General features: G+C 64.1%; 15 protein-coding genes. All 15 read right to left on the bottom strand.

Annotated features, from left to right (window positions below; genetic code table 11):
* Nucleotides 1-213: 213 nt before the first annotated feature.
* The 15 genes from QUE79_RS06345 to QUE79_RS06280 all read right to left on the bottom strand — a co-directional run bounded on the left by QUE79_RS06345 (nucleotide 214) and on the right by QUE79_RS06280 (nucleotide 13,047).
* Nucleotides 214-420, bottom strand: a complete 207-nt coding sequence (locus tag QUE79_RS06345) for a hypothetical protein (protein WP_286345936.1) — start codon at nucleotides 418-420, stop codon at nucleotides 214-216.
* 29 nt (nucleotides 421-449) lie between these two features.
* Entirely contained in the window at nucleotides 450-935 is a 486-nt protein-coding gene (locus QUE79_RS06340; protein ID WP_286345935.1) for a hypothetical protein, read from the bottom strand.
* Nucleotides 936-937: 2 nt separating this feature from the next.
* Entirely contained in the window at nucleotides 938-1,699 is a 762-nt protein-coding gene (locus QUE79_RS06335; RefSeq protein ID WP_286345934.1) for a hypothetical protein, read from the bottom strand.
* Nucleotides 1,696-1,935: a pilus assembly protein PilM gene (gene pilM, locus QUE79_RS06330; protein WP_286345933.1), complete on the bottom strand. Its 240-nt coding sequence runs from the start codon at nucleotides 1,933-1,935 to the stop codon at nucleotides 1,696-1,698. The genes QUE79_RS06335 and pilM (QUE79_RS06330) overlap by 4 nt, the downstream gene beginning before the upstream one ends.
* Nucleotides 1,936-2,024: 89 nt before the next feature.
* Nucleotides 2,025-2,744, bottom strand: coding sequence for a type IV pilus biogenesis protein PilM (gene pilM, locus QUE79_RS06325; RefSeq protein ID WP_286345932.1), 720 nt, complete (start codon nucleotides 2,742-2,744; stop codon nucleotides 2,025-2,027).
* 33 nt (nucleotides 2,745-2,777) lie between these two features.
* Nucleotides 2,778-3,623 (bottom strand): prepilin peptidase, encoded by an 846-nt coding sequence (locus QUE79_RS06320; protein WP_286345931.1) that lies wholly within the window; start codon nucleotides 3,621-3,623, stop codon nucleotides 2,778-2,780.
* Nucleotides 3,620-5,326 (bottom strand): hypothetical protein, encoded by a 1,707-nt coding sequence (locus QUE79_RS06315; RefSeq protein WP_286345930.1) that lies wholly within the window; start codon nucleotides 5,324-5,326, stop codon nucleotides 3,620-3,622. Before QUE79_RS06315 ends, QUE79_RS06320 begins: the two co-directional genes overlap by 4 nt.
* A 115-nt stretch (nucleotides 5,327-5,441) precedes the next feature.
* Nucleotides 5,442-6,149, bottom strand: a complete 708-nt coding sequence (locus QUE79_RS06310) for a PulJ/GspJ family protein (RefSeq protein ID WP_286345929.1) — start codon at nucleotides 6,147-6,149, stop codon at nucleotides 5,442-5,444.
* A 4-nt stretch (nucleotides 6,150-6,153) separates the two neighbouring features.
* Nucleotides 6,154-7,527 (bottom strand): prepilin-type N-terminal cleavage/methylation domain-containing protein, encoded by a 1,374-nt coding sequence (locus QUE79_RS06305; protein ID WP_286345928.1) that lies wholly within the window; start codon nucleotides 7,525-7,527, stop codon nucleotides 6,154-6,156.
* Nucleotides 7,528-7,623: 96 nt separating this feature from the next.
* Nucleotides 7,624-8,103, bottom strand: a complete 480-nt coding sequence (locus QUE79_RS06300; RefSeq protein WP_286345927.1) for a type II secretion system protein — start codon at nucleotides 8,101-8,103, stop codon at nucleotides 7,624-7,626.
* Between the two features lie 338 nt (nucleotides 8,104-8,441).
* The gene (locus QUE79_RS25300; RefSeq protein WP_350271653.1) at nucleotides 8,442-8,960 is read right to left on the bottom strand and encodes a type II secretion system F family protein; all 519 of its coding nucleotides are present in this window, start codon (nucleotides 8,958-8,960) and stop codon (nucleotides 8,442-8,444) included.
* Nucleotides 8,894-9,667, bottom strand: a complete 774-nt coding sequence (locus QUE79_RS25295) for a type II secretion system F family protein (RefSeq protein ID WP_350271652.1) — start codon at nucleotides 9,665-9,667, stop codon at nucleotides 8,894-8,896. The genes QUE79_RS25300 and QUE79_RS25295 overlap by 67 nt, the downstream gene beginning before the upstream one ends.
* Nucleotides 9,667-10,737, bottom strand: coding sequence for a type IV pilus twitching motility protein PilT (locus QUE79_RS06290; RefSeq protein WP_434011038.1), 1,071 nt, complete (start codon nucleotides 10,735-10,737; stop codon nucleotides 9,667-9,669). Before QUE79_RS06290 ends, QUE79_RS25295 begins: the two co-directional genes overlap by 1 nt.
* Nucleotides 10,738-10,826: 89 nt before the next feature.
* A complete protein-coding gene (locus QUE79_RS06285) occupies nucleotides 10,827-11,339 on the bottom strand; it encodes a hypothetical protein (RefSeq protein ID WP_286345926.1) in 513 nt (170 codons plus the stop codon).
* A 40-nt stretch (nucleotides 11,340-11,379) separates the two neighbouring features.
* Nucleotides 11,380-13,047, bottom strand: a complete 1,668-nt coding sequence (locus QUE79_RS06280; protein WP_286345925.1) for a GspE/PulE family protein — start codon at nucleotides 13,045-13,047, stop codon at nucleotides 11,380-11,382.
* Nucleotides 13,048-13,100: the final 53 nt, after the last annotated feature.

Genomic DNA, 13,100 nt, shown 5'->3' with positions numbered 1-13,100 from the left:
GCCTGCCCTGCGGCCCGACGGCAAAATCCCCTTCGATTTCGGGCGATCTCCGCCGCTGCGGGCCCGCTCGTCGAGTGTCGCCTTAAAGAAGGAGGCGCCGGCGAGGGCTAGGGGCCCGCGTCGACGCTCCCGTCCCGCCATCCCTGGCGGGTCTGACACCACGGTCCGGTCGATCGGGACCTCCGACCGGGCCGTGGCGGCTTGGTCGCTCCTCTACTTACCGGCTGCGGTGTCGGTGGAGGAGCTGCCTGTCGGCGTGGTGCCGGTGGCGGTGGCGGTGTTTGCCTGCTGCTGCGTCTGCACTGTCTTCGCGTCCGTCAGCGAATACACGAGGCCCGAAATCGTCCAGCTGTTGGGCGCCGTGGTGGCCGCCGTCGAGTCCGAATCACTCGTCACCGAGCTGGCGACGTTCGTGATCAAGAAAAGACGCTTGCCATCGTGCAGCCCCTTCATGAAGTCGAGCGCCTGGGCGTAACTCCCTTGATCTGGATCGTGACGGGAATGGCTGAGAAGTTCGTCGGCGTGATGAGGGAACTGGTCACCGACTTCGGCGCTGCCGCGACGCCGGCCGACGTCGTCGCCACGGGCTCGGTGTAGGCCTGCGCGTCGGCGAAAGTCAGGTTGACGATGGTGGTGTCAGTGGCCTTGGCAATGTCGTTGTATTCGTCGATCAGAGTCGACGAAGCCGCGTCCGCCGGCACCGAAGCTGTTAGCGAGGCAAGTTGCGTCGTCAGCGAATCGATCTTCGAGAACTGACTCCTGAGGGTCGCAACCCCCGTAGCGAGAGCGCTGTTGTTCTGGTTCGTCGTCGCGGTCTGCGCTTTGGCCGCGTCGGCCGCTTGAAGCTGCGGCTGGACGCCGACGAGAAAGCCTGCGCCGGCCACCACGAACATGGCCAAGACGGCCACGAACATCAGGATCTTGTTGCGGTCCATGGTCACTTGTCCTTCGTGGTGAAGCGACCGGAGTACGCGGCCTGGTTGATGTGCATTGTGATATTGGCGGTGTACTGGCCCGCCGCGAAGGAGACGGATCCCGGGGTGGCGTCCACGTAGCCGGGCAACTTCGTCAGATCGTCCAGCCATTCCGGCACGGACGGCAACGAGGCACTGGTGGCAATGAAGGTCACGGTCGCAATGCGAGTGCCCTGCCCAGGCGTGGCCGACTGGGCGTACGACGTGAGGGGCGACGCTGAATCGAGGCTGACAGACGTCATGGAGACATCGTCGGGAAGGCTTGCCTGGACTTTTGCGAGATACGTCGTCCAGTCGATCTCTGTTGCGCCGCCGACACTCTGCGCGGCTTTTGCGAGGTTCACCTGATTTTGGACGGTGCGAACCTTCGCGTACTTCTGCTGTTGGGCATTGAGTGTGACTGTTGCCGACTGTGCAGAGGACAGATCGCTCTTGGCCTGAGCCGAGAGCAATGACGCGCTTGCGCTGGCGAGGAGCACAAGGGCGGCCACACCGGCGACGCCAAGCCACGTACGACGGACGACGGCGGCGGCGCGGCGTTCGGCCCGTACCTCGCGCGGCAACAGGTCGACGCGAGGCAGACCCCCGATCACCATGGCGCTGTTCTGACGGGTCGCCTTGGACGGCCGCTGCCGTCGACCGACCTTTGTGTGCTCGACCGCCGATTTCGTCTTGGCTGTCGAGCGCCCGCTGTCGTTTTTCTTGCGGGTCAGAGTGACGTTCATGCGGCACTTCCCAGGGCCAGGCCGAGTGCGGCCGTCAGACCCGTGGAATTCTGACGGAGCTGCTCGGCGGGTGCGGATTTGGCCAACGAGAGACCGACGAGAGGATCCCCTTTTACAACGCGAAGACGCGTCACCTCTTGGAGCGCTTCTGGCAGGCCGGGCAGCTCGCCACCGCCACCAGTCAGAACGATGTGGCTCACCGTCTCGGTCGGACGCGTGTTCGCGTAGTAGCTCACTGTGTTCCGGAGGCTTCCCAGGAGCTCGTTGACGGTCTCGAAGATGACCGCCGACGCCGACTTGTCTTCCTTCGTCGTGGAAGGTGATGTCAGTCCAAGCGTGCGCTTGGCTCCTCGGCGAGATCGCGCGGAATCTCCAGCCGGGTGGCAAGATCGCCGGTCACGTCGTCACCGCCGCTCGGAATGATGCGGACGAATTGCGGCACACCATCAGCAACGAGGACGACAGAGGTCGTGGACGCTCCGATATCGATCAGGGCGATCGTGCCAGGCGTCCCAGGACGATTGATCAGCAGGCGCGACGTTGCGAACGGGATCAGGTCGACTCCTACTGCATGCAGTCCGGCCAGCTTCGTCGCCCGCACGTTCCCAAGCACCGCGTCTTTGACGGCGGCGATGAGCAGGCCGTTGACCACGGGGCCGTGCTCCCCGATGCCTTCCGACACAGGGTAGAAGTCGAGGAGCGCGTCTGCCACCGGGACAGGCAGCATGTCCTGCACCTGGAAAGGCAGGGACTCTTTGATACGAGCTTTGCTGGCTTTGGCAACGGTGAGGTCACGCGCCAAGACCCGCTGATTCCCCATTCCGAGGACCACCTGCTTGCTCTTAAACCCGGCCTGACTCCAGAGCTGTTTCATCGAGTCGGCGACAGTCTGGGGTTCCAGGACCTCGCCGCGACTGACACTGCCCTCGGGCAGGAGGATTTCGCCGTAGCGGACGATGGTGGGCTTGCTGCTCGTGGCGCCGACGACCTCGACAGCCCGAAGCGACGCATGTCCGATGTCGACACCCACAATGGATTTCGTCATTTGGTTCTCTCTTTCATCAGTCGCGATGCGGTCTCAGTTGAAACCGAGGAATGACAGGTAGCCGGCCCAGATGCTCGGGCCCAGGAAGATTCCGACCCAGGCGCCTACGAGCATCCACGGACCGAAGGGAATTCCGCCTTTCCTACCGACACGTTTCGTGCCGAGAAGGATCAGGGAGAAGAGGCCCCCTAGGAGGAAGGCTGCGAAAGCTCCGACGATCAGCGGCCCCCAGCCGAGCCAGCCCAGGTAGAGACCGAGCACCCCGGCGAGCTTGACATCGCCGAACCCCATGCCACCGGGATACGCGAGGGCCATTCCTGCGTACGCGACCCACAGCACAGCCAGACCAATGAGCCCTCGGATCAGGGAATCCCACTCACCGGACAGCACGGCCGCTGCCGTGAAGAGCACCACCCCGGCGACGTAGGAAGGCAACACGATCGCGTTGGGAAGACGATGCACATCGACGTCAATGAGCCCGAGGGCGACGCTGATCGCGGCGAGATAGAGGAAGGCAAGGACCACAGGCAGCTGCGCCACGATCGCGTGGCCCGGCTCCAGCAGGAGGCCTCTCGGGACGAAGCGGAGTCCCACGATGAAGAAGAATGCGGCGGTACCGAGTTCGACGAGTGGATACCGAGCCGAGATGGCTTTCTTGCATCCTCGGCACTTGCCTTGCAGGGCGAGCCAAGACAGAACAGGAACGTTGTCATACGCCTTGATCCTCGAACCACACCCGGGGCAGGCGCTCGGCGGGGTCGACAGAGACATGCCGTTGGGTAGCCGGTAGACGACCACATTCAGGAATGAACCGATCAAGAGCCCGAATCCTCCGACGGCCACACCGATCGGCAGGATCCATGCAAGCGAGGCCGTCATCGGTCGCCTCCATTCGCAGTGAACGCCGGCTTGGTTTCGGTGAGCGTCGATACGCCGTAGCTCGTCGACACCGGGGTGAGGAATTTCGGTGGGGCCGTGTACCGAAGTCGCGAATCGTAGAGATACACCTTGGTGTATCCCGTTCGGGAAATGACGTTCCCGTTGCGGTCCGACGTCGTCGATCCGACAGCCCCGCGGAATTTCTGTGCGATCGAGCCGAGGACCGTCAGATTGCCCTTGAACCCCGCCGCCTTGTAGTTCTGCACTTGAAAGGTGTGCAGGACGGACAGGATCGCAGCGTCGATCGTGATCCCCGTATTCGACGTGTCCAGCAGGGCACCATTCGAGTCGACCGGGTTGTAGACCCAGACAGCACCGTTACCGACGAGGCCCAGCAGGTTGTTCGACGCGTCCGTGGTGCTGTACTTGAGATCATCCGTCACGTACACGTAGTTCTCGGCAGCGACGGTGACCTTGCCTTGAACTGTTCCCTTGACGAAGACGTCGCCCGTGTCACAGCCGTAGGACGCGGTACCGGACGCATAAGTGGGAGCGACTTCACCCGCTGCGGGATACCCGAGTCCGTTTCCCGTCGTCGACCCTCCGGCAGCGCCCGTGCAGCTGAGGCCAGTTGGCTTGGCTGAGGTCGAGTAGTAGTTCGGATCGTTGGAAGTCGTGTGTGGCACGTTCTGCACGTAGATGAGGTTGTTCTGAGGCACGTTAATGGTCTGACCCGTCGAGCTGCCCAGCTGGCCGACTCCCGTGCCAGGTGTTCCACAGTCACCACTGATGATTCCGCCGTTCGGGTTCCCCGATGCGTCCGCAGTCCAATTCGTCTTGACCGTCCACGGCGATCGGACGGTCATGGTGCCGCCGTCGTTGAATGTGATGGTCGTCGGGCCGGTGTACAAGCAGCCCGGGCGCGGCACGGTCGTGTCCGTCAGGTCGGAACGCGTTTCCTGCTTCATATTCAGGTTCGTCGCAGGCATGGTTATTGGCGGCGAGTAGACCGGCGCGTAACCCGCCTGGTAGGTGAACTGAGCGGCGGAACACGTACTCGAAGGGATGTTGTACGGCTTGGCCGTTCCTGCAACCCGATATCCGGTCTCCACGGTGCTCTCGAATTTCGAGCCACAGATCAGGAGGGAATCGTTGGAGTGAACCGGCCCTTGGAGGTCGTCGCTCGGACCAAACTGAAGCTCGGTGCAGTCCGAGTCGTGCGGGGTCTTCCAGTCGTATGTCGGAGTGCAGTTCAGGTTGCTGACTGCAGGGTCCGACACTTCGTAGTCCGTGAAGTAGAGGTAATTGATGAAGCCGTTCTGCTTCAATTCAGCCACCTCGGATCGCACTGTCGTCCCGACTTCACCAGTGGATCGAAGCCTGATGATGCCCGTCGAGTAGTACGCGGAGTTGTCGACCTCGTATCGGTACTGCGCACGGGTGCTTCCGGGGATTTTCGCCCAGGTACCCGAGGCTCCCAAGCCGAACGCGTCGTTGCCGTTCGCGGACGTGAACTTGCTGACGTAGGGGTTTGGATTTGCCGAGGTCTTGGGCGGGTTGCTGAACGTCGATGCCGCATTGCCGTACTGCTGGTACGTGTTGTCGTTTGCGAGACGGCTCTGGTAGTCCTCGATGCCGGCATACGCAGCGGCCAGCGCCGCCGCGGAGTCCTGATCTCCATTGGACTTGACGAGGCCGCTCACGGACGTGGTCAACATCGTGGCCACGAGCAGTGTGAGGACCATGCCGATGCCGATGACCATCGCCAGCGCGATGCCCCCTCAGGGTCATTTCCTCGGAGTCGTCGGAGAAGGGCCTTCATGATGTCCTCGCAATGCCGACGTTGGGCAAACCGATGGTGTTTACGAGATTGGTCGCCTGACCTGCAGTCGAAGAAGTACCACTCGAGATGGCGAATTTGACGGAGGCGATGCTTCCGAGTGACGTCGACGGAATGGCCGAGCTCACGAAAGCGATCGGAGTGCCGTCTGCTCCGAGGTAAGAGAAGAGCGCTCCGACGCTTGACGAGGCCGGCAGCACTGCCGTGCCGATGACTCGGGACGACGCCGGTGTCGAGGAAGCCGACGGAAAGGACCAAAGGCCGCCGGTGAGCCCGGTGGCCACCCACCGGGATTCCGTGATCGTGCCCGCGGCGGCGCTGTAAGTGAACCGGACCTGCACGGGCGTCTCCAGCGAGGAGGTGAGGTTGATGTAGGCGTAGAAGACCACTGAAGTGGCCGTGGCCGAAACGAATGCGGGGTCCGTCGTGTTGTTCAACTTCGGATTCGGGGTCGCGGCGCGGAGCACACGGGAGACCTCGTTCATCGCGTTCGAAGCAGTACGCGTGTTGCCGTCGATTGCCTTGTTCGTCGCGAACGTCTTGGAAGACGTCACGAAGAACGCCATCACGACGCTCATGAGGACTGCCAGGATGACCATCGCCACGAGCAGTTCACTCAGGCTCACGCCAGCGTCACCGCGAAGGGCGGCCGGGCGAAGGCGGGCTCGAAAGCGGGAGAGGCTCATGGAATCACGTTCCTCTCGGGTCGAGGGTCGCGGTGCCGAGCAGCAGGTTGGTCGAACCCGCCGTCTGAAGGGTCATGTTCGTCGTGGCCACACCACCGAGAAGAGGCGTCGAACCCGGCGTCGAACTCTGGTAGATCGCCCAGGTTCCGTAGGGAAGTGCGATCGTCATCTGAGTCGTGTTCGTCATCTGCGGGAACGAGTAGCTCATCCCGATCGCGCATCCGGGGTCGCCGGACCCCGCGATGGGCGTACGACTCACTGCCGTGAGGTAGTTGTTCTTCACCATGTTGTTGACCGTGATCGATCCCATGCCGACGTTGACGGCCGGGCTGACGGTTCCTCCGGGAGTCGTTGCCGAAGGCACCACCGCGGTGCCAACCGCTCCAGAGGAGTTCGGAGTGGACCAGGCGGCGGGATCAGGGCTGAGGCAGGTCGGCGAGGAGGTTCCGGTCGAGCCGACGTAGCTTCCCGCGAGGACGGAATAGCCATTCGTCGACGGGAAGAGCTGTATGGGATTGGTCGGCGACAAGGGGGTATATGCCCCCGTCGTCGCATTGACGAATGTCGCCGTCAAGTTGGTCGGGAGGACGGGCGACGGCCCTTTGGTGGCGTTGTAGGCGTACTTCAGCGGGTAGGTCGCAGCGGCGTCATAGGTGAACGTTGCAGGCGCGGATGCACCGGCTTTCACGGTGACGTCTTTCGTCGGGGCAGTTCTTTGAGAAATGTCGATGCTGTTGGTACGGCTGATCGCGACGGTGTAGGAGCCCGGACTCACTTTGAAGAAGAATGCGCATCCGGAGCCGTCCGTCGTGGTCGGGGCGGGAACCGCGAGGCCCGACGTCTTCGACGTCACTGTGACTGTGACGCCGGACGTGCCGGATCCGGATGAATTGGTCACGCCGACGAGAATGGAGCCGAGCGCGGGGTCGTTGATACGGGTGTTGGGAGCGATGACCGTGTCGGTGTAGACGGGCGCCGTCGACGTCGACTGACCGTCCCACGTGACTCGGACGGTCACGCGATAGAACTGCAAGATGCCGCCGCCGGTGCCGCACACGGTCGAATTGTCACCGCTGGCGACCCACTGGCCGCTGGTATTCACGTGATACGTCGTGTTGCCCACGCTGGTGTCGACGGTGCCGACCTTGATTGTCTGAACGTCGTTGAAGGATCGATCGAGGTCGATCGCCTGTGACGCAAGGTTCACAGCCGTCTCGCGATTCTGCGAGTCGCGCGTCAGCACCAGCGTGTTGGAAATAGTGAAGGCCACACCGATGGTGATGATCGAGAAGATCATCATGGCGACCATGATCTCGATGAGACTGAGGCCCGCCTCCGGGTCGTGCTGCGGAGATACTGCGTCACGGAGTCGTTTCACGGAGGTTCACCCCTTCGGGTGCTTTGCGGAAAGAATGGGAGGATCAGGCGACAGCAGGGCGAGCATCCATCGATGCTCGCCCTGCTGTGATTCGGATCAGGAGCAGCCGGCGGGAGCAGTGTCGGACTTGACGACACCAGTCGAGTCGGTGACCCAGAACTTGGTGCCGGTGGGGCTCGTGGCCGTGATGCAGAACGACGTGGCCGTGTCGGCCGGCTTGGAAGGTGCCCACGCGGGAGAGTTGCCCGTGCCGTAGGTGACGCTGGTTCCGCTGTAGCCGTAGGAACCGAGTCCGAGCACGGTGCCTGTCGTCTTCGTGGTGTTGATCGCGGCGGGGTAGGACTGGTTGGCCGTGAAGTACGAAGTGACCGCAGTCTTTGCGTTCGTCAGGTCGGACTGAACGGCGCTGTCCTTCGCGTTGTTCTGAACGTTGAGGTACACCGGGATGGCGATGGCAGCCAGGATGCCGATGATGATGACGACGACGAGGAGCTCGATGAGGGTGAAGCCCTTGTCGTCCTGCTCGGCGAGGTTCTTGCGGCGAGCACTGAGCTTGCCCATGAGTGCGAAGTACATGAGATATCCGTTCGGAATGTGGTGGATGGGGAGGTGTTCGCGGAGGCAAGCTCTGCCTGCCAAGACAGACGTTATTGGGGAGTCCGGGGGTGCAGAATCCCTTGTCCGGGGGTTTTCCTTGTTTCCATGACCCCAGTCCGGGGAGCACAAGATCCGCCTTATCCCCAGGTCAGGGGCCATTTCACGAGACCTCTAATAGAGCTCCCGACCAGGGCATAGAAACATCAGCCGTCGGCAGACAAATAGACAACGTATGTCGTTTTGCAAAGGCGGTGGTGGTTGATCCTGATGGACTCGGCAGGGGCCGGCGAACGACGCACCCCTGCGACGTGACGAGCTCAGTGGATGAGAGTGGTGATCTTGAAGATCGGCAGATAGAGACAGACGATCATGCCACCGACCACAACGCCCAAGAAGGCGATGAGGAGCGGCTCAATGAGGGACGTGAGGGCCTCCGTCGTGGCCTGGACTTCAGCGTCGTAGAAGGACGCGATCTTCTCGAGCATCGTCTCGAGCGAACCAGAGTCCTCCCCGACAGAAATCATCTGCGTGACCATGGCGGGGAAAACGTTTGCCTCGGCCAACGGAACGGCAATCGACTCGCCCTGACGAACGGATTCGGCCACCGTGACGAGGGCCCGCTGCAGGACCCAGTTGCCCGACACTTCGCCGACGATGCGAAGCGCCGTCAAGATCGGGACGCCGGCACCGATCATGTTGGAGAAATTGCGGCTGAAGCGCGCAATTGCGATCTTGGTCAGGAGAGGGCCGAAGACGGGAAGCCTCAACTTCAGGGGGTCGACAACGCTACGCACACGATCGGTGTTCTTGTTTCCGCGCCACCAGATGCTGAACACGAAGAGAGCGATCGCGAGCGCGGGACCGACGAACACCATCGCATGGGACGCGTACACGAGCATCTGAGTCGGCAGCGGGAGCTTCCTCCGAGGCCGGAGAACATCTTGGCAAACACCGGAACGATGAAAACGAGCATCACCACCACAGCCACCAACGACATCACCAGAACGACGACCGGATACGTCATGGCCGACTTGATGGTGCCCATCAGCTTGACCTCCTTCTCGAAGTTCGTCGCCAGCGAGTCGAGCGCGCCCTCGAGGAAGCCGCCGGTCTCGCCGGCGCGCACCATGTTGATCATGATGGGCGGGAGGACCTGCGCGTGCTTGCCGACGGCATCCGAGAAGGAGACGCCCGTCTCGACGTCCTCGCGGATCTCGGTCAGGATCTTCGCGAGCTTCACGTTCTCGGTCTGCTCGGAGAGGATCGAGAGGGTGCGCAGCAGCGACAGGCCTGACCCGATCATGGTCGACATCTGCCGGCTCATGATCGCGAGGTCTTTGAGCTTGACGCCCTTGTTGAAGCCGGGGATGGAGATCTCGCGCTGAAGGCCGGTGGAGGAGCTCTCGGAGATCGCGATCGGCGAGACGCCCATGGTGCGCAGGCGGGTGACGACCGCGCCCTCGCTGGAGGCCTCGACCTTTCCCTTGACGACCTTTCCGGCGGAGTCGCGGCCGCGGTAGGCGTAGGTCAGTGCGGTTGCCATCAGTGGTCACTCCCCGAGAACGCGTCGCCGAAGTCGATGCCGCCGGACGCGAGCCCCTGGGATCCGCCGGTGTCGGCGCGGGTGACGAGGCGGTGGAAGCCCTCTGTGTCGTGCACCTTGTCCAGGGCCGCCTTGAGGGTGACCTTTCCGGTGTTGACCAGGTCGGCGAGATCCTGGTCCATGGTGTGCATTCCGAGGTCGCGGCCGGCCTGCATCGACGAGGCGATCTGGTAGGTCTTTCCTTCGCGGATGAGGTTGCCCACGGCGGGGGTCATCATCATGATCTCGGTGGCGACGACGCGGCCGCGGCCGGTGGCGCGGGGCACCAGGGTCTGGCAGACGACGCCCTGCAGGGTCGAGGCGAGCTGGGTGCGCACCTGGTCCTGCTGGTGCGGCGGGAACACGTCGATGACGCGGTCGATGGTCTGCGCGGCGTCCTGCGTGTGCAGGGTCGCGAAGACCAGGTGACCGGTCTCGGCCGCGGTGAGGGCGACCGAGATCGTCTCGAGGTCGCGGAGTTCGCCGATCAGGATCACGTCGGGGTCCTGGCGCAGCACGTGCTTGAGCGCGTTCGCGAAGCTGTGGGTGTCGGAGCCGACCTCGCGCTGGTTGACCAGGGCCTTCTTGTGGGTGTGCATGAACTCGATCGGGTCCTCGACCGTCACGATGTGGTCCGTGCGGGTCTCGTTCACCAGATCGATCAGCGCGGCGAGGGTGGTCGACTTGCCGGAACCGGTCGGGCCGGTGACGAGCACGAGACCGCGGGGCATGCCGGCGAACTTCGAGATGGCCGGGTCCATGCCGAGCTCGTCGAGCGTCTTGATGAGCGTCGGGATCAGGCGGAACACGGCGCCGAGGACACCGCGCTGCTGGTAGAAGTTCACCCGGAACCGGGAGTCGGGCGAGAGCGAGTAGGCGAAGTCGAGTTCGAGCTCTGCGTCGAACTGGTCCTGACGGTCGGCGTTCAGAAGCGAGGCGAGGGCCGAGCGCACCTTCTCCTTGCCCCAGGGCTCGGGCGAGAGAACGGGCTGGAGGTGACCGTCGACCCGGATGGTGGGGGCGGCGTCCACGGTGACGTGGAGGTCGGATCCGCCCTGGAGGACGACCTGGCAGAGCGCCTCGACGAGATCCTTGTCCGCCTCGTAGGCGGCGTGGTGGCTCAGCTCGATGCCGGCCGCGGCGCCCCGGGGGCGAACTCGGCCGTCGGCGCGGATGCGGTGGCGACGTGCGCGGGGGTGGGCACGAAAGGGAGCGTGGGAGCGGGCGCGTCGAGGTCGAAGACGGCCGGAGCCGACGAGGTGGGCGCGGGCGCCGACCAGGACTGCGGCTCGGGGAACGACGACGCCGGCCAAGCGGGCGCCGCCGTCGGCGCGGGCAGGTCGAAGACCTGCGCCGCCGTCGGCGCGGGCAGGTCGAAGACCTGAGGCGACTCGGGTGCTGCAGCGAGGTCGTAGGCGGTCGGGTTGTCGAGGGCGGCAGCCGAGGCGGGCACGATCACCTCGTGGAATGCCTCGATGCCGGGCGACAGGGGCGACGACGGCTCCTGCTCGCGGAGCCAGCGGCGGCTGCCGACCGGAGCGGGGCTCCAGCCGCCGGCGGCCTCGGCGCCGTCGGCGTCGTCGAGCGAGTAGACGGGGCGGGGCGTCTGCGGGTCGTACAGCGGGTCACTCATCGGAGGTCCTTTAGGTGGTGTGTGATCACGTGAGAGGGGGCTAGGCGACGACTCGAAGGATCTCTTCGACGCTGGTGAGGCCCTGCTTGGCCTTCTCCCAGCCGTCCTGTCGCAGGGTCAACATGCCCTGGTCCTGCGCCAGGCGACCGATCTCCGCGCTGGAGGCGCGCTTCACGGCGAGGCGTTCGATGTCCTCCGACACGGCCATGACCTCGTGGAGCGCGACGCGCCCCCGATAGCCCGTGTTGGAGCACGACTGGCAGCCGACCGGCTCGTAGATCGTCGGCGGAGCCTGGTCGGGATCGATGTGGAACTTCAGCGCGTTGAGGTGCATCGGCGTGTAGTCGGCGGGGCGCTTGCACCGGTCGCAGAGGCGACGGGAGAGGCGCTGGGCGACCACGCAGTCGAGCGCGGAGCCGACGAGGAACGGCTCGATGTCCATCTCGGTGAGTCGGACGATCGCGCTGGGGGCGTCATTGGTGTGCAGGGTGGAGAGCACGAGGTGGCCGGTGAGCGAGGCTTCGATGGCGATCTGCGCGGTCTCGTGGTCGCGGATCTCACCGAGCAGGACCACGTCGGGGTCCGACCGCAGGATGCTGCGGAGCGCACTGGCGAACGTCAGGCCCGCCTTCGGGTTCACCTGGACCTGGTTGATCCCCTTCATCCGGTACTCGACGGGATCCTCGACCGTGATGACGTTGATCTCGGGTCGGGCGACCGCGTTGAGGGTCGTGTAGAGCGTGGTCGACTTGCCCGAACCCGTCGGGCCGGTGACCAGGATCATCCCGTAGGGCTTCGAATACGACTCGGCGAACACGTCGAAGTTGCGCTCGAGCATGTGGAGGTCGCGCAGGTTCATCGACGTGTTCGAGTTGTCGAGGATTCGCATGACGACCTTCTCGCCCCACACGGTGGGCAGGGTCGCCACGCGGAGGTCGATCTGGCGGTTGCCGTGGCGGACCGACATGCGGCCGTCCTGAGGCTTGCGACGCTCGGCGATGTCGATGTCGCTCATGATCTTGAGGCGCGAGATCACGCCGTTCTGGATGCTCTTCGGAGCCGGCTGCATCTCGTGCAGCACACCGTCGATGCGGTAGCGGACCCGCACCTCGTTCTCACCCGGCTCGATATGGATGTCGGAGGCCTGGTCGGTGATCGCCTGGCTGACCAGGAGGTTCACGAAGCGGACGATGGGGACGTCGTCGTCCGGGCCCGACGCGATGTCCATCGCGGACTCGGCGGCGACGGTGTTCTCCTCCTCCAGCGTGGAGGTGAGGTCGTTGAGCTCGTCGTCGGCGCGGATGTACCTGTCGATGGCCGTGCGGAGGTCGCCCTTCTCGGCCATGACCCACTCGATGGGCATGCGGCTCGCGGCTCGCACGTCGTCGAGGGCGAAGACGTTGCCGGCGTCGCTGACCGCGACGAGCAGGAGTCCGCCGTGGATCGCGATCGGCAGGGCGTTGTGGCGGCGGCAGACGGCAGCCGAGACCATGGTGACGGCGTTGCGGTCGACGGGATAGTCGACCAGTTCGACGAACGACATGTTGGCGGCCTGCGCGCGGGCCTTGGCGATCTGGAGCTCGGAGACGACACCGCGTTCGAGCAGGTCGCGCACCGACGCTTCTTCGTCGGACGGGTTCGACATCAGGTCGAGCTGCTCGATCGGCAGAAGACCGTGCAAGATCAAGATCTCGGTCATCGACGCCATGCGGAACCTCCTCGGACAGGTGACCGCGGCAGTTCCGTCAGACGCGCGGCCGA

It is taken from the genome of Frondihabitans sucicola (assembly GCF_030296615.1).
Classification (GTDB): Bacteria; Actinomycetota; Actinomycetes; order Actinomycetales; family Microbacteriaceae; genus Frondihabitans; species Frondihabitans sucicola.
Note: the sequence above shows the minus strand (reverse complement) of the source record. Positions and strands in the feature narration are given on the sequence as shown.